Origin of the sequence: Streptomyces sp. V3I7 (genome assembly GCF_030817495.1) — a bacterium.
In the GTDB taxonomy this organism is placed as follows: Bacteria; Actinomycetota; Actinomycetes; order Streptomycetales; family Streptomycetaceae; genus Streptomyces.
Map to the genome: position 1 here is coordinate 1919730 of NZ_JAUSZK010000001.1, position 24097 is coordinate 1943826.

Genomic DNA, 24097 nt, shown 5'->3' on the forward strand with positions numbered 1-24097 from the left:
GGCCGACGTCCCGTACAGGACACCGCCCGTACCGGTACGCACCCCCGCGTACCGTGAGACTTCCTGTTCAGCGTAGAGCGGAGCGACCACGCTCTGTGACATGAAGTCACAAATCTCCACCCGCCGGTTCACGCAGTTGTTCAGCGCCACGCCGCGCGGTGCCCGGCTCGCGCGGCTGCTGGCCGAGCGGCAGATCGAGGAGTGGGGCTGGCCTCCGAGCTGCGAGGCGAGCGAGTCGGCGGTGCTGGTGGTGGCGGAGCTGGCGGCGAACGCGGTGGTGCACGGGCGGGTGCCGGGGCGCGGGTTCCGCCTCACGCTGACGGCCGGGGCGGGCGAGACGCTCCGTATCGAGGTGGTCGATCCGCGCGGGGAACGCGGGCTGCCGGCCGCCGCCCGCCGTCCGGACGCCCTGGCCGAGCACGGTCGCGGGCTGCTGCTCGTGGAGCGGCTGACGGACCGGTGGGGCAGCGGGCCCTGGCCGCCGTCGGGCAAGCTCGTGTGGGCGGAGATCGACTGCCCACACGAGCATGCGCGTTGGTGATCTACGGCGACCTACGGCAGCTTCACGAAGGGCGAGAGGAAGGCGCGGGCGCCGGGGGTGTCCAGCCGGTAGACGACGTTCGTGGCGTAGCAGGGGGTGTCGCCGGTGATGGTGGTGGCCGCGAGGACGTTCCGGCCGCCGACGACGGCGAAGTTGGGGCCGCCCGAATCGCCGTAACAGGCACCGCCGTTGCCCTGGGGGGCGGTCATCGCCAGGCGCAGCCAGGCGTCGTTGAGGGCGTCGAAGGTCACGGGTGCCTTCATGCGGACGCCGCCGCCGGGGTGGGTCTGTCCGCCCGGGCCCCTCTCCGCTTCCTGAGTTCCGTACCCGGCGACGAACCAGTCGGTGGAGTTGAGTCCCTGGGGGCCGAGTTCGCCCCACTGGTTCGCGGTGGGCAGCGTGGCCGGGGTGAAGGACCACCTGGACTTGACCTGGGCGGCGGGCAGTTGGACCACGGCGATGTCGTGCGGGTCCGAGGCCGGGCCGGGGTAGTCGGGGTGGGTGCGGGCGGTGCCCTCGACGGCGACGTCCCGCGCCTGGGCGGCCGGGTCGCCGGGGTGTCTCTTGGCGGCGGCGTCGAGCCCGGCCTGGACGTCCTGGTCGAGGGAGACGTAGAAGCGCACGTCGTCCGGCCAGTCGGTGGTGCAGTGGGCGGCGGTCAGGAACGTGTCCGCGTCGACCATCGTGCCCGAGCAGACCCAGTCGACCCGGTCGGGCGTCGCGGGGTCGCCGTCGTTGTCCCAGGTGGCCACGAGGGCGCCGACCTCGGTGCGTTCGGGCGCGGGCGTCGCGTTGTAGGAGTTGATCGCGGAGGAGGGCAGCGCGGCGGCGAGCACGGCGGCGCAGGCCGCTGCGGTGATGGCGGAGGCGCGTACGGCAGTCAAGTGGAACCCCTTCGGCGACGGGAGTGGAACGGGCGATGCGATCTCCTGTGGGGGACGCGGAAATTGAAACGTCTTGAGGGGCGCGCGACAAGATGGCCGGGGCCGGGGCGGCGGAGTTGTGTGATCACGCGCCGAGCGCCCGGCTCAGCACCGCCGACGAGAACGACGGCCGGGTAGCATGCCAGGCCGGATGGGAGCACTCTATGGTTGATCATGGTTGATCGCATCAATACAGACCAAGTCGGCCGGGTACGGGAGGCCGCGCTGGCCGAACTGATCACGTGGGCCGGGCAGCAGCTGCCCCGGTTGATCGACGACGTGTGCGCGGCCGTGTGCGAGCGCATCTCCTTGTACCGCGGGGACGATGTCGTACCGCGCGAGGACCTGCATCGCTCGATCGCGCTCAACCTGGGGTTCATGGTCAGCGGTCTCGGCGATCCCGGGGTCTCGCCCGACCTGGCCGCACCGTCCGAGACCGGTCGGCGCCGGGCGCGGCAGCGGGCGCCGCTGCCCGAGGTGCTGCAGGTCTACCGGATCGGGTGCTCGATGCTGTTCGACGCGCTGATGGCTCATGCCCGCCGCGACGACTGGCCCGGCACCACGGACGCGCTGCTCGACGCGGCGAGCACGCTGTGGCGGCTGGCCGACGAGCACGCGTTGGTGCTCACGGAGGCGTACCGGGCGGCGACCGCGGAGCTCGTGGCCGTCCAGCAACGGCGGCGCTCGGCGTTGGTGGAGGCCTTGTTCACCGGTCGGCCGGTGCGTGACGCCGGACCGTGGGAAGTGGGCAAGCTGCTCGGCCTGCCACTCGACACGAAGCTGGTGGTGGTGGCCGCGGAGACGTGTGGTCTGGCCGAGGAGAGCCTGATCGGGGTGGAGCGGGCTCTCGCCGAGCAGGGCATCGTGTCGGCGTGGCAGCTCACCCCCGCCATGCAGGCCGGTGTGGTGGCGATGCGCGACGGGCAGAGCGCCACGGTGCTCACGACCTTGCGTGCCACGGCTGGTGCGCGTACCGGGGTGAGCCCCTCTTACGTCTCCCTCGCCGATACGCCGCGTGCACTGCACCTGGCCCGGACGGCGCTCGCCGAGATCCCGGCCGGAGAGACCGGCGTACGCGTGTTCAGCAACAGCCCGCTCGCCGCGCTGGTCGCCCTGGACCCGGACGAGGGGCGGAGGCTGGCGGAGGAGGTGCTCGGCCCGGTGGTCAGCCTGCCGCAGGAGGACCGCGACGCGCTCCTGGACACCCTTCACGCGTTCCTGCATCAGGGCGGATCGGCGGACCGGGCCGCCCGGGTCCTGCACTGCCACCCCAACACCGTCCGGTACCGGCTGAACCGGATCCGCGAGCTGACCGGCCGGTCACTGAGCGAGCCGCTCGCCCTCGCCGAACTGGCGACCGCGGCGCAGGCGATACGCATGACCACCGACCGCTCGTGACCCAACGATCCCGGAGGCCGTGAGGGTTGCGGGCGGGGTGGCCGGGTGATCAGGCTCCTTGGAGACTGCCGGTGCCCGGGGAATCTCCGTTCGCGGTGACGCTCGCGGGCGGGGCGGGCGGATCGTCGAGGAAGTCGGCGGTCGGAACGTGGAAGAGGCATCCGGTGACCGCGGTGGAGAAGTCGAGGATCCGGTCGTGCACGTTCGGGCGGTCTCCCAGGAACATGTGCCGCAGCATCTGTTCGGTCACGTCGGGAGTGCGTGCGTAGCCGATGAAGTAGGTGCCGAACTCCCTTTCTCCGATACGGCCGAACGGCATGTTGTCGCGCACGATCTTGCGCTCGTTGCCGTCCTCGTCGGTGATCGTGTTCAGCGCCACGTGGGAGTCCGCGGGTTTGACGTCGTCGGACAGCTCGATGTTGTTCAGCTTTGTCCGGCCGATGACCTTCTCCTGCTCTTCGGTCGAGAGCGTGTTCCAGGCCGTGAGGTCATGCAGGTACTTCTGGACGATGACGTAGCTGCCGCCCGCGAAGTCCCGGTCCTCGTCACCGATGAACACCGCGTCGTCCGCGAGCCGGCCGTCCGGGTTCTCGGTGCCGTCGACGAAGCCGAGGTGGTCCCGCTCGTCGAAGAACTTGAAACCGTGCACCTCGTCCACCACGGTGACCGCCCCGTGAAGCCGTTCACCGATCAGCCGGGCCAGCTCGAAACAAAGGTCCATACGACGGGCCCGCAGGTGGAAGAGGAGGTCACCCGGGGTGGACGGAGCGTGGTGACGGTCGCCGGTCAGCGGCACGAAGGGATGCAGATCGCGGGGACGCGGCCCGTCGAAGAGCCGGTCCCACGCGGTGGAACCTATGCCGACGACGCAGGTGAGCCCGGCGTCCGGATCCCGGAAACCCACCGACCGCTTCAACCCGGCCAGATCCGGGAGCAGTTCGCGGACAACGGCCTCGCGCCCGGACGCGATGGTGCACACGAGGAACACGGCGGCTTCGGCCGGCGGGGCGATCACGGACTGGGACTCGGCCACAGAGCCTGCCTCCTGTTTGTTGCGGCTTCGGTACGGTGCTCGTCGGCTCGGTCTCGACGCGGCCGGATCGGTCAAAATTACGACACTGTCGTGCAGTTGCGCCGCCCAGCCCCGATGTGGGGCCGCTTCCCATCGTGATCAGACCCTAACCCCGGGCGCCACCCGCAGCGGCCCCGGGGGCGACACTGGTAGATGCCACAACGGCCCTTGTGGCACAGCCCAAAGCCGGTTCCCTGACGCAGAACCAGGGGATGCCATGTCGTAGGTTCGGGGCAGTCGGCCGGCCGCGTGGAGGGAGGTCGAGGCCGGTGCCGACGCGGCCAGGGACGCGCAGGCCGACGCGGCCTCCGGACTCCGGGCTCCGGACTCCGGACTCCGCACCCACAAGCGCGCCGAACACCGCGAGGAGTTCCACGAGCGGTGGGAGCGGGTCAAGGACGAGCTTCACCACTGAGCGTGCTCGCCGCGGCAGTTGAAGGCAGAGACGCTCTGGTGAACGACCTTCCGCCCGGCCCGCTGACAGGGAAGCCACGGACATGGACGAGCGACTCGGGCTGTGGAACCGTTACGGCCCCGCAGGCAGTTCCACCGTGTGGCCGCAAGTCGCCCCGGAGAACCTGGAGAACAGAGAGTACCCATGACTGATCAAGACACCTCGACGCAGTCCGCGAAGGGCACCCGGGAGCAGGAGGGCGCCGGGGAGCAGGTGGGCGCCAGGAAGCAGCGGGCTCCGGAGTTCCGCCCGTACCACCATCCCGCGGCCGGCTGGGGCGCGGCCACGAGCGTGTCCCGCTTCCTGCTGCGCGAACGCGAACCGGTCGACGGGCCGCGGGCCATGCTGAAGATGAACCATGAGGACAAGGGCTTCGACTGCCCCGGATGCGCTTGGCCGGACGATCAGAAGGGTCTCCGGCTCGACCTCTGCGAGAACGGGGTCAAGCACGTCACCTGGGAGATGACCCACAAGCGGGTGGGGCCGGAGTTCTTCGCGACGCACACGGTCGCCGAACTGTCCACCTGGAGTGAGGAGGCCCTGGAGCGCCAGGGCCGGTTGACGCATCCGATGGTCTACGACCAGGCCACGGACAAGTACGTGCCCATATCGTGGGGAGACGCCTTCGCGTTGGTGGGCCGGACGCTGCGCGAGCTGGACAGCCCTCACCAGGCCTCGTTCTACACCTCGGGGCGGCTCGGAAACGAGGCGACGTTCCTGTACCAGCTCATGGCACGGGAGTTGGGGACGAACAACCTGCCCGACTGCTCCAACATGTGTCACGAGGCCAGCGGTCGCGCCCTCCAGGCCGCGCTCGGCACGGGCAAGGGCACGGCCGACCTCAAGGACTGGGAGGCCACCGACGCACTGTTCGTCCTCGGGGTCAACGCGGCCTCCAACGCTCCCCGGATGCTGACCTCGCTGGCCGAGGCGTACAAGCGCGGCGCGCAGGTCGTGCACATCAACCCGATCGTCGAGGCCGCCGCGACCCGGACCATCATTCCCCATGACTTCGTCGACATGGCGTTGTTCCGGTCCACTCCCACCAGCACCCTGAATCTTCAGCCGCGGATCGGCGGCGACATGGCCCTGCTGCGCGGAATGGCGAAGACGGTCCTCGCCGCGGCGGAGACCGACCCGAAGGCGCTCGACCAGGAGTTCATCGACCGTCACACGACCGGCTTCGAGGCGTACCGGGCCAAGGTCGAGGCCACTCCGTGGGACGAGATCGAGCGGCAGAGCGGCGTCGGCCGGGCCGACATCGAGAAGGCGGCGCGGGTCTACCTCGAAGCCGACCGGAGCATCTTCAGCTGGTGCCTGGGGATCACGCAGCACGAACACGGGGTCGACACCGTCCGGGAGATCGTCAACCTGCTGCTCCTGAGGGGCAACATCGGCAGGGAGGGAACAGGGCCCTCGCCGGTGCGCGGCCACAGCAACGTGCAGGGCAACCGCACCTGCGGCATCGACCACCGGCCGGCTCCGGAGTTTCTCGACCGTCTGGCCGAGGCCTGCAAGATCGACCCGCCCCGGGAGCACGGGCTGGACACGGTGGCCACCATCGAGGCGATGCACCGTGGTGAGGTCAAGGTGTTCGTCGGCATGGGCGGCAACTTCGCCCTCGCCGCCCCGGACACGCCGTACACCGCCGAGGCGCTGCGCACGTGCGAGCTGACCGTGCAGGTCAGCACCAAGCTGAATCGCAGCCACCTGGTTCACGGGCGTCAGGCGCTCATCCTGCCCTGCCTCGGCCGGACCGAGAAGGACCTCCAGCAGGCCGGTGAGCAGTCCACTTCCGTGGAAGACGCGATGAGCATGGTCCACCTCTCCAAGGGCATGAAGCGACCGGCCTCGCAGCATCTGCTCTCCGAGCCGGCGATCATCGCCGGGATGGCGCGAGCCGCGCTGCCCGACAGCGACACGCCCTGGGAGTGGTACGTCGAGGACTACGACCGTATCCGCGACACCATGGCCGAGGCCCTGGAGGGGTTCGAGGACTTCAACCGCCGCGTACGGCTTCCCCTGGGGTTCCGGATCGAGCAGCCCGCCCGGGAACTCGTGTTCCTCACGCCGTCCGAGCGCGCGGAGTTCTCCGCGGCGGACCTCACCGACGTGGTGCCGGAGAGCGGGATGCTCAAGCTGGGCACGATGCGTTCCCACGACCAGTGGAACACCACGATCTACTCGGACAACGACCGCTACCGTGGCATCAAGAACCTGCGCACGCTGATCTTCATGAACGAGGACGACATGCGCGAGCGCGGGCTGAAGCTTTTCGACGAGGTCGACATCACCAGCGTCGCCAAGGACGGCAGCACTCGAAGTGTGCACGCCTACAAGGTCGTTCCGTACGACATCCCGCAGGGCTGTGCGGCCGGTTACATGCCGGAGATGAACGTGCTGTGCGCCATCGGCGACTACAGCACGCAAAGCGACCAGCCGCTGATGAAGAACGTCAACGTCAGGGTGCGTCCGACGGCTTCCGCAGAGAGCGCCTGACGCGTACGGGCCCTGCCCCCGGGTAGAGGCGGTTGTGCCGCGGGTAGCGGCAGACGAGTCGGGCTGTACGCCGGGTTCTGTCCTCCCAGGTCCTCGCGGGCCTGGGAGCGACGGCCATCCATCTAGGGCCGGCGTTGCCACCGGCCTCGTGCGGTCTACCCGCGGACTCGGGCGGGCAGCCCTCGATCGTCCGCGCAGAGCACTTTTTACGGTGCTCCTTTTGACCTTGCTCCGGGTGGGGTTTACCTAGCTGCCCAGGTCACCCTGGGCACTGGTGGTCTCTTACACCACCGTTTCACCCTTACCGAGGACCGAGGTCCCCGGCGGTCTGTTCTCTGTGGCACTGTCCCGCGGGTCACCCCGGGTGGCCGTTAGCCACCACCCTGCCCTTCGGAGCCCGGACGTTCCTCGGGAAGCCTCCGAAGAGACTCCACGCGGCCGCCCGCCCGGCTCGTCTGCCGTATCGACCATGGTACCGGGCGCTGGGCCGGGGCGGACCCCACGGACGGCTCGGCTCCTCGGCCTCCTCAGAGGAAGTCGGCGGTGTCCAGTTCGAAGGCGAAGGGTTCGGGGAGGGCCAGCGGTTTCCCCAGGGGGCGGGTGCACTGCCCGCGGTACTCGTCCTGCTCCGGTTCGCTGAACAACGTGATCGAGGAGGTTTCACGATCGACGAGCAGGTAGAGAGGGATCCCGCCGCGGGCGTAGCAGCGGCGCTTGGCCTCGCGGTCGGCCTGAGGCTTGGTGGATGTCACCTCAAGGACCAGGGCGACGCCCTCGCAGGGCATCCAGGAGTCGGCGCCTCGGTAGAGCCGCAGTTCCGTCGGCGCGAAGGTGCCGTCCGGAATCGCGTGGTCCTTCGGGCAGGCGAACCCGCTCTTGAGTTTCAAGCCCTTGTTCCCGGAGAAATCCATGTCGGTACGGGACCGCCTGATCACCTGTTTCATGATCAGGTTGATGTAGTCCTCGTGATCCCCGTCCGGCGGCGGCGTCACAACGATCTCCCCCTCGATCAGCTCCGCCCGGAAGCCCTCTGGGGTGTCCAGGGCGAGGAACCCCTCCAGCAGGACTTCCGCCTGCGTAAGCGGCTCATGGGCCATGGCAGTCATGTCACGCCCCTCCTTCGGTCGCTCGCCAGACTGGGACATCGGCTGACCACCTGTCCGAGAGATCGGGAACCCGTCCCTCGATCGTGGCACACGATCAGGGGAACGGTCAGTCACCGAGCCATGGGCCCCGGCCCACGCGATCGGTCCCGGCTGGCGGGTCGCGGCCGTCTCGTACGCTGTCGCAGGGGGTTCAGGGATCCATGCGCTCCATGCGCTGCATGCGTTCCGAGAGATCCAACGGTTGTACGTTCCAAGAAGGAGTCCGTGTGCTTGTCCTGCTGCCGCCCTCCGAAGGCAAGGCGTCCTCGGGGCGTGGTGCCCCGCTCGACCTCGGGGCGCTGTCGCTGCCGGGGCTCGCCGGCGCTCGCGAGGCCGTGCTGAGCGAGCTCGTCGAGCTGTGTGCGGGGGACGAGGAGAAGGCGCGCGAGGTGCTCGGGCTGAGCGAGGGGCTGCGCGGCGAGGTCGGCAAGAACGCGGAGCTGCGGACGGCCGGGGCACGCCCCGCCGGGGAGATCTACACCGGGGTCCTGTACGACGCCCTCGACCTGGCCTCCCTCGACGCCGGCGCCAAGAGGCGTGCCGCCCGCTCGCTGCTGGTGTTCTCGGGGCTGTGGGGCGCGGTCCGGGTGACGGACCGGATCCCGTCGTACCGCTGCTCGATGGGGGTGCGCTTGCCCGGGCTCGGGGCGCTGGGCGCGCACTGGCGCGCGCCTATGGCCGACGTCCTGCCCGAGGCGGCCGGCGACGGGCTCGTCCTCGACCTGCGCTCCTCCGCGTACGCCACCGCCTGGAAGCCGAAGGGCGAGGTGGCCGGACGTACCGCGACCGTGCGGGTCCTGCACGCGCCGACGCGGAAGGTCGTCAGCCACTTCAACAAGGCGACGAAGGGGCGGATCGTGCGGAGTCTGCTGGCGGACGGTGCCGCGCCGAAGGATCCGGCCGGGCTGGTGGAGGCGCTGCGGGATCTCGGGTACGTCGTGGAGTCCGCGGCGCCGTCGAAGGCCGGGCAGGCCTGGGCGCTGGACGTGCTGGTGACCGAGGTCCACTGAGCCGGCCCCGGGGCGCTCAGGGACGCAGGTGAGCCGTGTCGTTGAGCAGCCGTACGCTCGCGTTGCCGTCCGCGTAGTACGCCACCGCCGACAGCGACGCCGCCGACAGTTCCATGCGGAACAGCGACTCGGGCGGGGCGCCCAGGGCGAGACGCACGAACGTCTTGATCGGGGTGACGTGCGTGACGAGGAGCACGGTGCGGCCCGCGTACGCCGCGGTCAGCTTGTCGCGGGTGGCCGCGATCCGGGTCGCGGTCTCGGCGAAGCTCTCGCCGCCGCCGGTGGGCCGCGCCTCGGGGTCGGCGAGCCAGGCGTTCAGGTCGTCCGGGTGGCGCTCGCGTACCTCCCCGAAGGTGAGGCCCTCCCAGGCGCCGAAGTCCGTCTCCCGCAGTCCCTCGTCGATCGTGACGTCGAGCCCGAGACGGGCGGCGACGATCTCGGCCGTCTCGCGGGTACGGGCCAGGGGCGAGGCGACGATCGCCTGGATCGTGCCGCGCCGGGCGAGCGCCGCCGCGACCCGCTCGGCCTGCTCGCGGCCGATCTCCGACAGCGCCGGATCACTGCCGCCGCTGCCCGAGAACCGCTTCTGCGGCGTCAGCGGCGTCTCGCCGTGCCGCAGCAGGACGAAGGTGGCGGGCGCCCCGAGATCGGCGGGGGCGGCCCAGCCGACGGTGGGGGTGGTGGCCGTGGCGTCGGAAGTGGCGACCGTAGCGTCGGGGGTGGTGGCGGTGGTACGGAGGCCGGTCGCGGTGGTCGCCTCACCGGCGGGTGCCGCCGCCGCGTCCAGCTCCGCCGTCGACGCCGACGGCGACCACCGCTCGCCCCGGCCCCCGGCGTCCATCGCCTCGTTGGCCAGGCGGTCGGCGTGCTTGTTGCGTTCGCGCGGGATCCACTCGTACGTCACCCGGCCTGGCGGGAAGACCCGCGCGGCCTGGGTCGCCAGCGGCTTGAGGTCGGGGTGCTTGATCTTCCAGCGGCCCGACATCTGCTCGACGACGAGCTTGGAGTCCATCCGGACGTGGACCTCGGCGGACGGGTCCAGGGCGTGGGCGGCGCGCAGGCCGGCCACGAGGCCCTGGTACTCGGCGACGTTGTTGGTGACGGTGCCGAGGTACTCGGCGGCCTCCGCCAGCGTCTGCCCCGTCGCCGCGTCGAGCACGACGGCGCCGTAACCGGCCGGCCCCGGGTTGCCCCGTGAGCCGCCGTCCGCCTCGACGATGAACTCCCGCACGCCGTAAGCCCCTTACAGCCCCGACTCGGCCGTACGCACCAGGATGCGGCCGCAGTTCTCGCAGCGCAGGACCTTGTCGGCGGCGGCCTGGCGGACCTCGTTCAGCTCGGTGATGGCGAGCTCCTGGCGGCAGCCCTGGCAGGTGCGCTGGTACAGCTTGGCCGCGCCGACGCCGCCCTGCTGGGTGCGCAGCTTGTCGTACAGCTTGAGCAGGTCGGCCGGGACCGAACCGGCCACGACCTCGCGCTCCTTGGTGATCGAGGCGGTCTCGCCGTCGATCTCCTCGCACGCGGCGTCGCGGCGGGCGGTCGCCTCGTCGGTCTTGCCCTGCACCGAGGCCACCCGCTCGGTCAGCTCCCGCACCCGCTCCAGTGCGGACTCGCGGCGCTCCATGACCTCCAGGACGACCTCCTCGAGGTCACCCTGGCGCTTGGCCAGCGAGACGATCTCGTGCTGGAGGTTCTCCAGGTCCTTCGGGGAGGTGACCGCGCCGGAGTCGAGGCGCTGCTGGTCGCGGGCGGAGCGCTGGCGCACCTGGTCCACGTCCTGCTCGGCCTTGGTCTGCTCCCGGGCGCAGTCGCTCTCCTCGGTCTGCGCGGCGACGAGCAGGTCGCGCAGCTGGGTCAGATCCTTGGTCAGCGAGGCGATCTCGGCGTGCTCGGGCAGCGACTTCCGCCTGTGCGCCAGTTGCTGGAGGCGGGCGTCGATGGCCTGGACGTCGAGAAGTCGGATCTGGTCGGCGGGCGCGGCGTTCAGTTGGGGGCTCCCAAGGTGTTGGAGGAGGCGGGCTCGGAGTTCGGCCCGGAGGTCGTGCTGGAGGCCGCGTGTGCGGTCCAGGGGTCGGTGACCGTCTTCGAGACGTGGACGCGAAGTCCCCATCCGTGCCGGTCGGAGATCTGGTCGAGCTGGGCTGCGGCCAGCTCGCACCAGGGCCATTCGGTGGCCCAGTGCGCCGCGTCGAGCAGCGCGATCGGACGCTGCGCCACGGCCGCCGAGAACTCAGCGGCGGGGTGGTGGCGCAGGTCCGCCGTGAGGAAGGCGTCGACGCCGGCCGCGCGGACCTGGTCGAAGAGGCTGTCGCCGGAGCCGCCGCTCACCGCGACCGTGCGGACGACCGCGTCCGGGTCGCCGGCGACGCGGATGCCCTGCGCTGTGGCGGGCAGCCGCTCGGCGGCGCGGGCGGCGAGCTCGCGGACGGTCAGGGGGTGATCCAGTTCGCAGACGCGGCCGAGGCCGCGGCACCCGGACGGGTCGGACGTGTCCGGCACCAGCGGGCGTACGACCCTCAGGTCCAGCGCCCCGGCCAGCGCGTCACTGACGCCCGGGTCGGCCGTGTCGGCGTTGGTGTGGGCGACGTGCAGCGCGATGTCGTTCTTGATCAGCGCGTGCACGACGCGGCCCTTGAAGGTGGAGGCCGCGACCGTGGTCGTCCCGCGCAGATAGAGCGGGTGGTGCGTGACCAGCAGGTCGGCGCCCAGCTTCACGGCCTCGTCGACGACCTCCTGCACGGGGTCCACGGCGAACAGGACCCGGGTGACCTCCTGGTCGGGGTCGCCCACGACGGTGCCGACCGCGTCCCAGGACTCGGCCCACTCGGCGGGCCACAGGTTCTCCAGCGCGGCGATGACTTCAGACAGACGGGGCACAGGGCAAGGCTACCTGCCTGCTCTGCGGGGGCGTACCGGCTTCCGTCCGGACTCCCGCCGCCCCGGCGCTCCCCCGGCTCGCCGCCCCGGCGCTCCCCCGGCTCCGGAGGGCCTCGCTCAGCACATTCGTCCCCGTTTCCTCAGGCGAACCGCGGCCCGGCCACCCTTATGTGTGAAGCGGCCGCTTGCCGGTCTCACGCCCGTGCGTACGAAAACTAGCTTCGTCGCCGGAGGTGACCGAACGATGACAGTCTGTGCGATCGAACCCTCGGCTGCCGACGAGTCCGCGACGGCCGAGCGGCCCGCGACCGACGGCCCGGACGGCGGCGGTACGCCGGGAGCGGGGTGCGCCGTCACGGCGGACGGCGCCTACGCCGCGCGGCTCGCGTCGGCCGGTGGCTGTCTGCTCCCGGAGCGCTGGACGCTGGACGGCCCAGAGCCGTACGTCGTGCCGCTGCCCGGCAACCAGCCGGAGGAGCCCGGCACCGAGGTGCAGCCGATGGGCGACGGCCGGGTCCTCATCCACCGGCTGGTGGAGCGGCGGCACGCCTTCTCCCTGCTGTACCCGACCGGCCCCGGCACCGGTGAGCTGCCGCTGGGCGGGGTCGAGTGCCCCGAGCCCGGCACCCGGCTGCGGCTGCTGCCTCCCGCGCCGGGCGGCGTACGGGCGTACGCGCTCGCGGTCGGCCCGCGTTCCACGGCGGTGTGGCAGGTGGCGGGCGGCGCCTTCGGGCCCGAGCACCTCGCCGAGATCCCGGGACGATGCTCGGGCGGGGTGTGGCTGGACCGCACCGGCCGCATGCTGGCCCTGGACCGGGAGACCGGCGGCCGGACCAAGGCGGTCGTGGTGGACCTGGAGCGGGAGGGCGAGGTCTCCCCGCTGCTCCAGATCGCGGCCGACAGCGACGACCGGCTGCTGCTAGCAGACCCCGAGAGCGGACTCCTCCTCATCGGTTCGGACGCGCCCTCGCCGGGGCAGGAGCGGCTGGGCTGGGGTGTGCTCGGCAGCATGCTGCCGGTGCGCTTCCCGGAGTGCCTGCGGGTGCCGGACTGCACCGTGACGCCGTTCGCGATCCAGCCCGGTCAGGCGCTGATGCCGGAGAACTGCGCGGTGGCGCTGCGCGTCGACGGCCCGTTCGGCAGCTGGGTGGCGGTGTGGCGGCCGGCGAGCAGGACGGTGCATCATCTCGCGGCGCCGAAGGGCTGGTTGGCGGGGACGGGCCTGTGGACCGCCGACGGTGTGCTGCGGTTGCCGTACGCGACGGAGGAAGTGCCGTGCGGGGTGGCCCGGTTGACCGCACCCGACCGGGCGCGGGCCGCGAGCTGGACGCAGGACGCACGCGAGGCGGAGGCGGAGGACGCGTCCGGTGAACCGGCGGAGGCCGGGCCGGAGCCGGAGCCCGCGGCGCCCGTCACCCCGCGTCCGGTCCCCCTGCAGCAGGCGCCACTTGGGCGACTTGTAACGAAGTAATGACGATGTAACGAAGGAGTGCCGGATGGCGTGGAGGACACGATCTGGCGCGAGTCGGCCCGGTTAGACTCGCCTGGCCGTACGAAAGATGATGCTGACGGGGTGAATTCCTTCCCATGAGCGACGCCACTACGTCCCAGCCGGCCACCGACGTCCAGGAGGCCGCCGGTCACGGCAGGCACCGTGGGCCGGTCTCGGTGCAGGACAGCGAGTCGGGCCCGCGCGGGCGCCACCGCAAGGAGGAACAGGCCGAGACCTCGGCCTGACGGAACGTCGAAGGGGGTTGCCCGCCGAGCGCGGGCAACCCCCTTTCACCTGCCCGCGGTTCAACCGGCGTCGCGGGCCCGTACGACCGCGCCCGCGAGGACGAGCGCGTCGTCCCGCTCGACGACGCTCACCGCGACGCGTACCACGCCCGGATCCGGGGCCTCCTGCCGCCACATGCGGATGCGCAGGGTCTCCCCCGGATACACGACCCCGGCGAACCGCGCCTCGTACGACCGCACCTGGGTCACGTCCCCGCCGAGCAGGGTGTCCACGACGGCCTTGAGCGTCATGCCGTACGTGCACAGCCCGTGCAGGACGGGCCGGTCGAAGCCGGCGCGCACGGCGAACCCGGGGTCGGCGTGCAGGGGGTTGTCGTCGCCGGTGAGGCGGTAGAGCAGGGCCTGGTCCTCGCGGACGGGCCGCTCGACGATGTGATCGGGCTTTCCGGCCGGCGGTTCCGGGGCGCCGGACGGACCGCGGTCGCCGCCCCAGCCGCCCTCGCCGCTGACGAAGACCCGGGCCTCCTCCGTCCACAACGGCCCCTCGGCGTCGGTGACTTCGGTGCGCAGGACGAGGACGGCCGCGCGGCCCTTGTCGTGGACGGCGACGACACGGTCGGCGGCGGTCGCAGTGCCACGGACCGGAATCGGGCGGTGCACGGTGAGCGTCTGGCCGCCGTGCAGGACGCGGGCGAGGTCGACGTCGACGCCGGGCATCGACAGCACGCGGATCACCCCGGGCACTCCGCCGCCCGCGACGGTGGCGAAGCCCGGCAGCACATGGAGGCGGGACTCCAGGGTGTAGCGCAGCTCGCCGGGGTCGGTCGCCGGGACGCCCGCGCCGATGCCGAGGTGGTAGAGCCGGACGTCCCGGTCGTCCCAGGCGATCTCCCGGGTACGGGGTCCGGCGGCGAGGGCCTCGGTTGCGTCGATCGGCATGCGACTCCTGACACTCCTGACACTTCTGATGGGACGGGGCGCTCGGTGTCCCCGGCGTCCCGGCTGGACGTGACACCCGGCCCGGGGGCGGCATGACATTTGTCCTGCCCGGATCCGTACAACACGCATCTGCCCAACCGGACCCCGGGCCAATACCGTCGACGCCATGACACAGACGCAACGCGCCGTGTCCTTCACGGGGGCGGTCAGAACATTCGGTGAGGTCCGTGCCGTCGACGGCATCGACCTGGAGATCAACCGCGGCGAGACGGTCGCGCTGCTCGGCCGCAACGGGGCCGGGAAGTCGACGACGATCTCGCTGCTGCTCGGGCTCGCCGAGCCGGACGAGGGCAGCGTCGAGCTCTTCGGCGCGGCTCCGGAGCGGTCCGTGCGGGCGGGGCTGGTGGGCGCCATGCTCCAGGAGGCGCGCCCGGTGCCCCGGGTCACCGTCGGGGAGCTGGTCTCCTTCGTGGCCTCGCGCTATCCGGAGCCCATGCCGGTGGCGCGGGCGCTGGAGCTGGCCGGGATCGGCGAGCTGGTGGGGCGCCGGGTGGACCGGCTGTCGGGCGGGCAGGGCTGGGGGCGGCCCCGCTCGAGCGAAGCCGAGAGTGGGGGAGGGTGCGGTTCGCGGTGGCCTCACCGGCCTGACCGAGCGCCTCGCGACGGCGGGCGGATCACTACGGGCCTGTCCTGCGCCGCGCGGGGGGTTCACGGTGGCCGCCGAACTCCCGCTGGAGCCGGTGGGGTTGCCGCCCGATGGCACGGTCACGACGCCTGCGGCGACCTGACAGCGGGCCGGCTCCCGCTCGGAGCCGGCCCACAGGCGCAGCGGGGGGCGTGCCGCCGCGTGTCAGCAGGCGATCACCCCTGCGTGGCGGTGCCGGGTGAGCAGTACGCGATGGCGTACAGGAGTCCGTCGCTCGGGCTGTTGTTCTGTACCGCGACGTCCCAGCCCGTGCCGCCGTCGCTCTGGTAGGAGAACACCGGTGAGGTCGGGACGACGGTCCCTTCGTCATCGATCACGAGCCAGCCTCCCGAGATGGCGATCTGGCCCGTCGGGCACTCGGCGTGGGCGCCAAGTGTGTTCCCGACCGGGACGTACGTCGGCTCCGAGAGAACTTCCTTGGTGTTGACGATCCCGGTTCCCGCCGGTCCGGTGTCTCCCTTGGGACCCGTGTCGCCCCTCGGACCGGTGTCCCCCTTGGGACCCGTGTCGCCCTTCGGACCGGGATCGCCCTTCGGGCCGGGGTCGCCCTGGGGGCCCGTGTCACCCTTCGGTCCCGCCGGCCCCGTGTCGCCCTTCGGCCCGGGCGGACCGGGGGTGCCGGTCGTGCCGTCGTGGCAGGGATCGTTCTTGCAGCCCTCGCCGTGGGAGAGGCTTGTCGCGCTCGCATGGACGGCCGCGCCGCGACCGGCGACCGCCGCCGCCGGACCCGCGACACCCGTCACCGCCGCCAGGGCGAGCAAGGCGATCGCGCCGGCGGCCTTCCTCGTGTCACGCCGGGGCAGCGGACCCCACGGGGATCTTGTCCTGCTGTCAGGACGCATGTGTGCTCCTCGGTGAATTCGGTTCGCAGGGCTTCACGACGGAAACCCGAGGCGAGCTTGGCCTCTGAGCAGCTGGTTCCTCACCGCCCCCGCTCGGAACGCGCCGACAAGTCAGCACCCTGGAGCATGCGGCTCGTCTGCACGGATCAACGGCCTCGCCCCAGACGGCCGGCGGAGCACCGGAGCCGATTCGCGATACGCCGCGGCCGCGCTGAGCGCCGGTCCCAGTCCGCTGACCGCCCGCGAGTGCGACGTACTGAAGGCGTCGGTGGACGGCGCGACCGCCGCCGACATCGCGGCGAAGCTCCATCTGTCGGAGTCCACGGTCCGCAACTACCTCTCCGCCGCGATCGGTAAGACGGGCACCCGCAACCGCACCGAGGCCGTGCGCGAGGCCAGGCCCGGCCCGCCGGCCCGCCGGCAGGGCTGGTTTTGACGTGCTCCCTGGCCTAAAGGCCGGGGATTCCGGCCTGGGTCGTCTGACCCTTCCGGGGGCTTCCTGCTTCACCGCGCTGGGCGGGCACGGGTGCCCGTCTTACCGGCGCTCCACAGGCGTTTAGCGTCTCCGCCCGTCCGGCGGCGACGATACGGCGTCCCTCGAAGAGGACGTTGCGGGCTGCGTTGTGGTCGCGGTCGTGCACGATCCCGCACGCCCCGCATGTCCATTCACGGACGTGCAGGGGCTTGGGTCCGTCCCTGAATCCGCAGGCCGAGCAGACCTGAGAGGATGGGAAAGCACGGCCCACCTTGGCGAAGACGTGGCCGTGCCGAGCCGCCTTGTACTCCAGCATGCCGACGAACGCGGACCATCCCGCGTCGTGCACGGACTTGGCGAGCCGGGTACGGGCCAGGCCCAACACCCCGAGGTCCTCCACGTACACCGCTTGGTTGTCGCGAATGATCTGTGTGGATGCCTTGTGGTGCCAGTCCCGGCGCCGGCTGGCCACCCTGGCGTGCTGGCGTGCGACCTTGATGCGGGCCTTGGCCCGGTTCTTCGATCCCTTGGCCTTGCGGGACAGCTCCCGCTGAAGGCGTTTGAGTTTCTTCTCCGCCCGGCGCAGGAAGCGCGGGCTGTCGATCTTCGTCCCGTCGGACAGGACGGCGAAGGCGGACAGACCGAGGTCGATACCGGCGTCGGTCTCCGACTCGGGGAGGGTGTCCGGCTCGGTGTCCACGACGAAGCTGAGGAAGTACCGGCCGGAGCTGTCCTTGGTGACGGTCAGAGACGTGGGTGCGGCCGGGAGCCGGCGGGACCACTTGACCTTGAGGCTGCCGACCTTGGCCACGTACACCGTGCCGTCGTCCTTCAGGGAGAAGGCGTTGGTGTTGAGGCGGAGCGACTGCCGGGTGTCCTTCTTCGACTTGTAGCGGGGAGGGCCGACCTTGCGGCCCTGCCGCTTACCCTTGACCGAGTCGAAGAAGTTCTTGTAGGCGGTGTCCAGGTCCCGCAGAGACTGCTGCAGCACGACCGCCGACACATCCGCGAGCCAGGCCCGTTCCTCGGTGTGCTTGGCCTGGGTGATGCGAAGCCGCGACAACTCCGCCGACTTCACGTACGGCAGTCCCGCCGCGTGCGCCTCCTTGCGGTCGCGCAGGCAGTCGTTCCACACCACGCGGGCGCACCCGAACGCCTGCGCCAGCGCACGGCGCTGGGTGCCGTCCGGATAGGCCCGGTAGTTGTAGCGGAGCTGCACAGCCAAGATCCTAATACGATTGGTCTCATGGATGGGCAGAATGACTACAGGCGGGGCAGACATGTTGTTTCGGCGATGCATGTGCACTTGGTCTTCGTGACGAAGTACCGGCGTGGAGTGTTCAACGACGAGATGCTGACACGCTGCGAAGAGATCATGCGCAAGGTCTGCGAGGACTTCGAGGCGGAGCTGAAGGAGTTCAACGGCGAACGCGACCACGTACACCTCCTGGTCCACTACCCGCCCAAGGTCGCCGTCTCCAAGCTGGTCAACAGCCTCAAAGGCGTCTCCGCCCGCCGGATACGGCAGGAGTTCACCGGCCGGATCAACCACGCCATCATGCACGGACACCTGTGGTCGCCCTCGTACTTCACCGCATCATGCGGAGGAGCACCGTTGGCAATCGTCCGCCAGTACATCGAGCAGCAAAAACGCCCGCTCTAAGGTGCACGTCAGAGCAGCCTTGAGATGCATCCATCCCCGGCGTGAACGCCGGGGCCTTCCGCAAGAGCCCCGGTAAACGAGTCTGTGCTGACGGTACGTCAGATTCCCATGAGCGGGTCAAGGATTCGTTAGAGGCCCGAAGCAACGGAATAGTTGCCTGTGCATACGGCGTTGGCACCAGCATGTCCGGCGCGGATCCCACGGATCACACCGCGGACGTCCGTCCCGCTCCCTCTCCCTTCCTCTTCTCCTCCCTCTTCGCCGGCCCGGAGGCCTCATTCAATGACGCGTACGACGACCGATCAGCCCACCCGCGAGGCGAGTGGGGTCCTGGTCCCCGTGCTCGCCTTCGCCGGCATCGTGGTCGCGGTGATGCAGACCCTGCTCGTCCCGGTGATCAAGGATCTGCCGCAGCTGCTGGGCACCGCGCCCAGCAACGCCACCTGGGTCCTGACCTCGACCCTCCTGTCGGGCGCCGTCGCCACCCCGATCATGGGCCGCCTCGGCGACCTGTACGGCAAGCGGCGCATGCTGGTCCTCAGCCTCGCCGTGATGGTGGCGGGCGCGCTGCTCAGCGCGTTGACCAGCGCCCTGCTCCCCATGATCGTCGGCCGTACGCTCCAGGGCTTCGCGATGGGCGCGATACCCCTCGGCATCGGCCTGATGCGGGACATGCTGCCGCGTGAGCGGCTCGGCTCGGCGATGGCCCTGATGAGCTCCTCGATCGGCGTCGGCGGCGGCCTCGCGCTGCCCGCCGCGGCCCTGGTCGCCCAGCACGCCGACTGGCACGTCCTCTTCTACGGCGCCGCCGGACTCGGCGCCCTCGCCATCGCCCTCACCCTCCTCGTCGTACCGGAGTCCCGGACGCGCGCGAAGGGCTCCTTCGACCTGCTCGGGGCGATCGGCCTGTCCGCGGGCCTCGTCCTCTTCCTGCTGCCGATCACCAAGGGCAGCGACTGGGGCTGGACCTCGCCCACCACGCTCGGCCTGTTCGGCGCTGCGGCCGCCGTGCTGCTGTTGTGGGGCGTGCTGGAGCTGCGCCTGAAGGCGCCGCTGGTGGACCTGCGCACCACGGCCCGCCCCGCGGTGCTCTTCACCAACCTCGCCTCGATCATGGTGGGCGTCGCGTTCTACGTCGTCTCCCTCGTCCTGCCGCAGCTGCTCCAGCTGCCGAAGGCCACCGGGTACGGTCTCGGCCAGTCGATGGTCGTCTCGGGTCTGCTCGTGGCGCCGCTCGGCCTGACGATGATGTTCACCGCGCCCGTCTACGCCCGCCTGTCGGCCAAGTACGGCCCCAAGGTCACGCTGATCATCGGCATGCTGATCATCGGGGTCGGCTACGGCGCCGGCCTCGGCCTGATGAGCGCCGCCTGGCAGAGCCTGGTCATCGCGGTGGTCCTGGGCGCGGGCATCGGCCTCGCGTACTCCTCGCTGCCCGCGCTGATCGTCGGCGCGGTCCCGGCCTCCGAGACGGGCGCGGCCAACGGCCTGAACACCCTGATGCGGTCCATCGGTACGTCCGTCTCCAGCGCCGTCATCGGCATGGTGCTGGCCAACACGGCGAACAACGTGGGCGGCGTCGCGGTCCCGACCATGCACGGCTTCCGGGTCTCCTTCCTGATCGCGACGGGTGCGGTGGCGCTCGGCCTGCTGATGGCGCTGCTGCTGCCCGGCCGTCGCCCGGCGCCGGGTCCGCAACTGCGCGCGAGCAGCGAGGAGGACGCCGGCCTGGCGCGCGCCGAGGAGGTGCTGCGCGGCTTCCGCGGCCGGGTGCTCGCCGCCGACGGTGCCCCGGTCGCCCGTGCCAAGGTCACCCTGATCGACCGCCGGGGCCGCCAGGCGGGCGCCACGCTCTCCGCGGAGGACGGCAGCTACACCCTCACCGTCCCGGCCGAGGGCCCCTACGTCCTGGCCGCCCGCGCCACGGGCCACGGCCCCCACGCCTCGTCCGCGACCCACACGGGCGACGACCGCCCGGTCGACCTGGACCTCTCCCTCCCGGCCGAGACCATCAACGCCTGACCGCCACCTCGCGCCTCCCCTCCGCACCCCCGTCACTTGACCGACGGGGGTGCGGCGGCATGGGCACCCTGCCGCCACGCACGGCGAAGGGCTCCCTCGCCGCCCCGGCCGAGAGCCCCACGTCCCGGCCGCCCGCGCCGCCGGCCACGGCCCGCACGCCTCCACCGCGACCCACGCGGGCGATGGCCGTCCCTCGACCTGGACCTCTCCCTCCCCGCCGAGACCGTCACACCGCCTGCCCCCGCCCGAGACCCCCACCGCACCCCCCGTCACCTGCCCCACAGGAGGTGCGGCAGCATGGGCGGCCTGACGTACGTACGACGAAAGGACCCCCATGACCGCGGCGCCCAAGCCCGAGATCCTGGCCGCGTTCGAGGCCGCGAAGGGGTTCATGCCCGTGGACGAGGGGCTCGCGCTGTACGCGGCCGCCGTGGGGGCGGGGGGGCTCGGGCTGCCGCTGCTGGAGGTCGGGACGTACTGCGGGCGCTCGACGATCCTGCTCGCGGACGCGGCCCGGCAGGCCGGGGTCACCGCGCTCACGGTCGACCACCACCGGGGCAGCGAGGAGCAGCAGCCGGGCTGGGAGTACCACGACCCCGAGACGGTGGACCCCGAGGTCGGTCTGATGGACACGCTGCCCACGTTCCGCCGGACCCTGCACCGGGCCGGCCTGGAGGAGCACGTGGTGGCCCTGGTCGGCCGCTCGCCGCAGGTGGCGCGGATCTGGGGCGCCCCGCTGGGCCTCGTCTTCATCGACGGCGGCCACACCGACGAGCACGCCACGGCCGACTACGAGGGCTGGGCCCCCCATCTGGCCGAAGGCGGTCTGCTCGTCATCCACGACGTCTTCCCGCACCCTGAGGACGAGTTCACCGGCCAGGCCCCTTACCGCGTCTACCTCCGGGCCCTGGAGTCCGGCGCGTTCACGGAGGTGTCGGACCATGGCTCGCTGCGTGTGCTGCGGCGCACGAAGGCGGGGATCTGAGCGCGAGGTTAGAGTCACAGTCGTGTCGTACACAGGCCCGGACTTCGATGCCCCCCAGCAGCGGCGCCGCCCCCGGCGGGTGCCGCTGACCGTCGCCTTCGCCGGACTGCTGTCCGGCTCCCTGCTCGGCTGGTTCGTCTACGAGGCGGTGGCCGACCCCGGTGCGCCGGGCGGCCCGGGCCACCTGGACCGGGCGGGCGCCGCGTCGGCCTCCGCACCCGCCTCCCCGTCGCCCGCCGCCCCGGGCGACGACGCGAAGAAGCCGGACGGGAAGAAGACGGACGCGAAGAAGACGGACGCGAAGAAGACGGGCACGACGGCCTCCGCTCCCGCCGCGACCGACGCCCTCAAGGGAAAGGTCATCGTGATCGACCCGGGGCACAATCCCGGCAACGTCCGGCACACAGCCGAGATCAACCGCCAGGTGGACATCGGCACCAACCGCAAGGAGTGCGACACGACGGGGACGTCCACCAACGCCGGTTACGCGGAAGCCCAGTTCGCCCTGGACGTCTCCCACCGGCTGCGCACGCTCCTGGAGAAGGAGGGCGCCACGGTGAAGCTGACGCACGACGGCGACGAGCCGCCGTGGGGCCCGTGCGTGGACGAGCGGGCGCGGATCGGCAATACCGCCCGCGCCGACGCGGCGATCTCCATCCACGCGGACGGCTCGGCGCAGGGCGACCGCGGCTTCCACGTCATCCTGCCCGGCTCCGTGCACGCCGGCGCCGCCGACACCCGCCCGATCGTCGGCCCCTCCCGCGACCTCGGCGAGCGCATCGCCGGCAACTTCGTGCGCGTGACGGGCAGTTCGCCGTCCAATTACGTCGGCGGCGGCAGTGGCCTGGTCACCCGGACCGACCTGGGCGGGCTCAACCTGTCGACGGTCCCGAAGGTCTTCATCGAGTGCGGCAACATGCGCGACAGCAAGGACTCGGCCCTGCTGACGAGCGGCACCTGGCGGCAGAAGGCGGCCCAGGGAATCTCCGACGGAATCGTGAGTTTCCTGCGCGGGTAGTACGGGACGTGTGATCTCTGCGGACGCCGTGATCGTACGGGCGATAGGGTGGACGTTCCTGACATGAGGGGCCACCCCCGAACACCGCGCCGGGCCCGAGGCCGACACGGTGACGGCGCCTCTCCCGACGACCGACGACGAGACGACCTGCGAAGGACCTGAAGTGAATATCCGCTCCCTCAATCGAGGCGACGGCGTGGTGCTCGGAGCAGCGGTGTTGCTGTTCATCGCGTCGTTCCTCGACACGTTCGACAAGTCCGGCGACAAGGCCCCGAACGCGTGGGACAACCTCGGTCTGGTGATGAGCGCCTACATCGGCGGTGTCATCGGCGCGGCCCTGATCATCGTCGCCCGTACGCTGCCGCAGCCGCGCAAGGTGGTCGGTCTCGACCTCGGTCAGTTCGGCGTCGCGCTCACGATCTTCGCGGCGTGGACCTCGTTCTGGGCGATCGTCGACCCGCTGGGCTCGTTCAGCGACGCCTTCGACAGCGCCGACGTCGGTCCCGGTACCGGCCTGATCCTCGGTCTCATCGCCGCCCTGGTCCTGGCCGCCGCGGCCGTGGCGACCCCGCTCGTCCCCGCGCTGAAGGGCGGCCTGATCCCGGCCCCCAAGCCGGCCGCCCCGCAGCCCTACGGCGCCCAGCAGCCCACGGGCTACGGCTACCCCGGTGCCCAGCAGCAGACGTACGGCGCGCAGCAGCCGGGCCAGCCGTACGGTGCCCAGCAGCCGCAGCCGGCACAGGCTCAGGCGCAGCCCGCGCCGCAGCAGCAGGCGGCTCCGGCCGCGGAGTTCTCGCCGTTCTGGTTCGCCGTTCCGGTGCCGCGGCCGCTGTTCTCCGAGGACGGCTCGCAGGCGCCGGTCGCCGAACTGGCGCCGGGCACCTGGTACTTGGCGGTCGACCAGCGCGGTGGCGCGCTGGTGGCGCAGACCCAGGACGGCCGTCGCGGCGTGCTCCAGGACACCTCGGGCATCCAGCGCGGCTGAGCCCCCGACGCCCGTCGCCTCCGGGCCCCTCGCCCTCACGGGTGGGGGGCCGTTGCCGTAAGGGAGGGCCCGACTCTCATGCGCGAGGCCGGAGTTGGGTTGTCCTACCCCTGTCGCAGCTCGGAGGCCGAGGGCACCTTGTCCTTGACGGGGGCTCCGGCGCTCTTGCCGGCGTCCTTCACGTTGTTGATGACGTCGTTGAAGGAGTCGGCCGCGTTGCCGTCGCCCTTGCGCAGCTTGGAGGGGAGGTCCTTGAGGCCGTCGATGGCCGCGGTGAGCGGCGCGAGGGCCTTGGAGAGGGTCGGGTCGCCCTTGGCGTTGCGCACCGCCGCCTTGAGCCGGTTGTACGTGAACGCTCCGGCGAGCGCCGCCTTGACGAGCGCGAGCCGGCGCCCGTGCGCGCCCTTCTTGAACTTGCCCGCCTTCCAGGGCTTCACGATCCACTGGTAGGTCGCGCCGGCTGCGAGTGCGGCGTTGGCGACGAAGCGGGTCTTGGCGAACTTCTGTTTCTCGGCGGAGGTACTGGGGCTGGGTGTGGGGTCGGCGATCGCCGCCGCGACCGCCGCGACCGCCGCGCTGTCCCGGGTGGTGGTGGTCTCGCCGCCCGCGTAGGCGGTGGAACCCGCGAGCAGGGCACAGCACAGCGTGAACGCCACGACGAGGCGCCGTATGGGTACGGGCACGAGGTCCTCCGGGCTGTCTTCCCCGAGCAGATGTCGCAGATGTCGTCCCCGAGCGTCTTCCCCCGAGCAGATGCCTCTCCCGGCAGGCTCACCCCGGGCGGCCGGCTACGCCACTCGGGGGAA

22 protein-coding genes, 1 other RNA gene and 1 pseudogene are annotated in these 24097 nt (G+C 71.4%); 13 read left to right on the forward strand and 11 right to left on the reverse strand.

Translation table 11 applies throughout. The features are described from left to right. Nucleotides 1-100: 100 nt before the first annotated feature. A complete protein-coding gene (locus QFZ74_RS09030; protein WP_307620280.1) occupies nt 101-541 on the forward strand; it encodes an ATP-binding protein in 441 nt (146 codons plus the stop codon). An 11-nt stretch (nt 542-552) separates the two neighbouring features. On the opposite strand, the gene QFZ74_RS09035 is transcribed toward QFZ74_RS09030, so the two are convergent. Then, a complete protein-coding gene (locus QFZ74_RS09035) occupies nt 553-1425 on the reverse strand; it encodes a trypsin-like serine protease (RefSeq protein ID WP_307620281.1) in 873 nt (290 codons plus the stop codon). 213 nt (nt 1426-1638) lie between these two features. On the opposite strand from QFZ74_RS09035, the gene QFZ74_RS09040 reads away from it, so the two are divergent. Next, nucleotides 1639-2862 (forward strand): CdaR family transcriptional regulator, encoded by a 1224-nt coding sequence (locus tag QFZ74_RS09040; protein ID WP_307620282.1) that lies wholly within the window; start codon nt 1639-1641, stop codon nt 2860-2862. Nucleotides 2863-2911: 49 nt separating this feature from the next. Here QFZ74_RS09040 and QFZ74_RS09045 read toward each other — a convergent pair whose 3' ends face one another. Then, nucleotides 2912-3895: a Dyp-type peroxidase gene (locus tag QFZ74_RS09045; RefSeq protein WP_307620283.1), complete on the reverse strand. Its 984-nt coding sequence runs from the start codon at nt 3893-3895 to the stop codon at nt 2912-2914. A 637-nt stretch (nt 3896-4532) separates the two neighbouring features. Here QFZ74_RS09045 and QFZ74_RS09050 point away from each other — a divergent pair. Continuing rightward, on the forward strand, nt 4533-6887 hold the full coding sequence (locus QFZ74_RS09050) for an FdhF/YdeP family oxidoreductase (protein ID WP_307620284.1): 2355 nt from the start codon (nt 4533-4535) through the stop codon (nt 6885-6887). Between the two features lie 50 nt (nt 6888-6937). Here the strand turns inward: QFZ74_RS09050 and rnpB are convergent. Beyond that, an RNA gene (gene rnpB, locus QFZ74_RS09055) (RNase P RNA component class A) lies at nt 6938-7341 on the reverse strand. A 73-nt stretch (nt 7342-7414) separates the two neighbouring features. Beyond that, nucleotides 7415-7993, reverse strand: a complete 579-nt coding sequence (locus tag QFZ74_RS09060; RefSeq protein WP_307620285.1) for a Uma2 family endonuclease — start codon at nt 7991-7993, stop codon at nt 7415-7417. A 266-nt stretch (nt 7994-8259) separates the two neighbouring features. On the opposite strand from QFZ74_RS09060, the gene yaaA reads away from it, so the two are divergent. Beyond that, nucleotides 8260-9042 (forward strand): peroxide stress protein YaaA, encoded by a 783-nt coding sequence (gene yaaA / locus QFZ74_RS09065; RefSeq protein ID WP_307620286.1) that lies wholly within the window; start codon nt 8260-8262, stop codon nt 9040-9042. Between the two features lie 16 nt (nt 9043-9058). Here yaaA and QFZ74_RS09070 read toward each other — a convergent pair whose 3' ends face one another. Genes QFZ74_RS09070 through QFZ74_RS09080 form a run of 3 tightly spaced genes read right to left on the reverse strand, consistent with a single transcriptional unit; the run spans nt 9059 to nt 11919 of the window. After that, entirely contained in the window at nt 9059-10273 is a 1215-nt protein-coding gene (locus QFZ74_RS09070) for a bifunctional RNase H/acid phosphatase (RefSeq protein ID WP_307620287.1), read from the reverse strand. A 12-nt stretch (nt 10274-10285) separates the two neighbouring features. After that, the gene (locus tag QFZ74_RS09075) at nt 10286-11029 is read right to left on the reverse strand and encodes a zinc ribbon domain-containing protein (protein ID WP_307624089.1); all 744 of its coding nucleotides are present in this window, start codon (nt 11027-11029) and stop codon (nt 10286-10288) included. Then, the gene (locus QFZ74_RS09080; protein WP_307620288.1) at nt 11026-11919 is read right to left on the reverse strand and encodes a Nif3-like dinuclear metal center hexameric protein; all 894 of its coding nucleotides are present in this window, start codon (nt 11917-11919) and stop codon (nt 11026-11028) included. The genes QFZ74_RS09075 and QFZ74_RS09080 overlap by 4 nt, the downstream gene beginning before the upstream one ends. A gap of 244 nt (nt 11920-12163) precedes the next feature. On the opposite strand from QFZ74_RS09080, the gene QFZ74_RS09085 reads away from it, so the two are divergent. Together QFZ74_RS09085 and QFZ74_RS09090 are read left to right on the forward strand one after the other, a co-directional pair. Beyond that, a complete protein-coding gene (locus QFZ74_RS09085) occupies nt 12164-13390 on the forward strand; it encodes a hypothetical protein (protein WP_307620289.1) in 1227 nt (408 codons plus the stop codon). Nucleotides 13391-13506: 116 nt separating this feature from the next. Then, nucleotides 13507-13656: a hypothetical protein gene (locus QFZ74_RS09090; RefSeq protein WP_307620290.1), complete on the forward strand. Its 150-nt coding sequence runs from the start codon at nt 13507-13509 to the stop codon at nt 13654-13656. A 60-nt stretch (nt 13657-13716) separates the two neighbouring features. On the opposite strand, the gene QFZ74_RS09095 is transcribed toward QFZ74_RS09090, so the two are convergent. Next, nucleotides 13717-14595, reverse strand: a complete 879-nt coding sequence (locus QFZ74_RS09095) for a MaoC/PaaZ C-terminal domain-containing protein (RefSeq protein ID WP_307620291.1) — start codon at nt 14593-14595, stop codon at nt 13717-13719. 166 nt (nt 14596-14761) lie between these two features. Here QFZ74_RS09095 and QFZ74_RS09100 point away from each other — a divergent pair, with 166 nt between their 5' ends. After that, nucleotides 14762-15571, forward strand: a complete 810-nt coding sequence (locus QFZ74_RS09100; protein ID WP_307620292.1) for an ATP-binding cassette domain-containing protein — start codon at nt 14762-14764, stop codon at nt 15569-15571. Here QFZ74_RS09100 and QFZ74_RS09105 read toward each other — a convergent pair. Further along, nucleotides 15457-16143: a hypothetical protein gene (locus tag QFZ74_RS09105; protein ID WP_307620293.1), complete on the reverse strand. Its 687-nt coding sequence runs from the start codon at nt 16141-16143 to the stop codon at nt 15457-15459. The genes QFZ74_RS09100 and QFZ74_RS09105 overlap by 115 nt on opposite strands. Before the next feature lie 178 nt (nt 16144-16321). Between QFZ74_RS09105 and QFZ74_RS09110 the strand changes: the two are divergent. Further along, nucleotides 16322-16579, forward strand: a pseudogene (locus QFZ74_RS09110) (LuxR C-terminal-related transcriptional regulator); the annotation flags it as partial. A 13-nt stretch (nt 16580-16592) separates the two neighbouring features. Here the strand turns inward: QFZ74_RS09110 and QFZ74_RS09115 are convergent. Next, nucleotides 16593-17837, reverse strand: a complete 1245-nt coding sequence (locus QFZ74_RS09115; RefSeq protein ID WP_307620294.1) for an RNA-guided endonuclease TnpB family protein — start codon at nt 17835-17837, stop codon at nt 16593-16595. Nucleotides 17838-17864: 27 nt separating this feature from the next. Between QFZ74_RS09115 and tnpA the strand changes: the two genes are divergently transcribed. The 5 genes from tnpA (at nt 17865) to QFZ74_RS09140 (ending at nt 23291) form a co-directional block, all read left to right on the forward strand. Next, on the forward strand, nt 17865-18281 hold the full coding sequence (gene tnpA, locus QFZ74_RS09120) for an IS200/IS605 family transposase (protein WP_307620295.1): 417 nt from the start codon (nt 17865-17867) through the stop codon (nt 18279-18281). Between the two features lie 282 nt (nt 18282-18563). After that, complete coding sequence (locus tag QFZ74_RS09125) at nt 18564-20303, forward strand: MFS transporter (RefSeq protein WP_307620296.1); 1740 nt, start codon at nt 18564-18566, stop codon at nt 20301-20303. A gap of 334 nt (nt 20304-20637) precedes the next feature. After that, nucleotides 20638-21288 carry a class I SAM-dependent methyltransferase gene (locus tag QFZ74_RS09130; protein WP_307620297.1) on the forward strand — a complete coding sequence of 217 codons (651 nt, stop codon included), beginning with the start codon at nt 20638-20640 and terminating at the stop codon, nt 21286-21288. A gap of 22 nt (nt 21289-21310) precedes the next feature. Beyond that, nucleotides 21311-22306, forward strand: coding sequence for an N-acetylmuramoyl-L-alanine amidase (locus QFZ74_RS09135; RefSeq protein ID WP_307620298.1), 996 nt, complete (start codon nt 21311-21313; stop codon nt 22304-22306). A 163-nt stretch (nt 22307-22469) separates the two neighbouring features. Then, nucleotides 22470-23291, forward strand: coding sequence for a DUF5336 domain-containing protein (locus QFZ74_RS09140; RefSeq protein WP_307620299.1), 822 nt, complete (start codon nt 22470-22472; stop codon nt 23289-23291). A 104-nt stretch (nt 23292-23395) separates the two neighbouring features. On the opposite strand, the gene QFZ74_RS09145 is transcribed toward QFZ74_RS09140, so the two are convergent. Continuing rightward, nucleotides 23396-23974, reverse strand: coding sequence for a hypothetical protein (locus QFZ74_RS09145; RefSeq protein WP_307620300.1), 579 nt, complete (start codon nt 23972-23974; stop codon nt 23396-23398). Nucleotides 23975-24097: the final 123 nt, after the last annotated feature.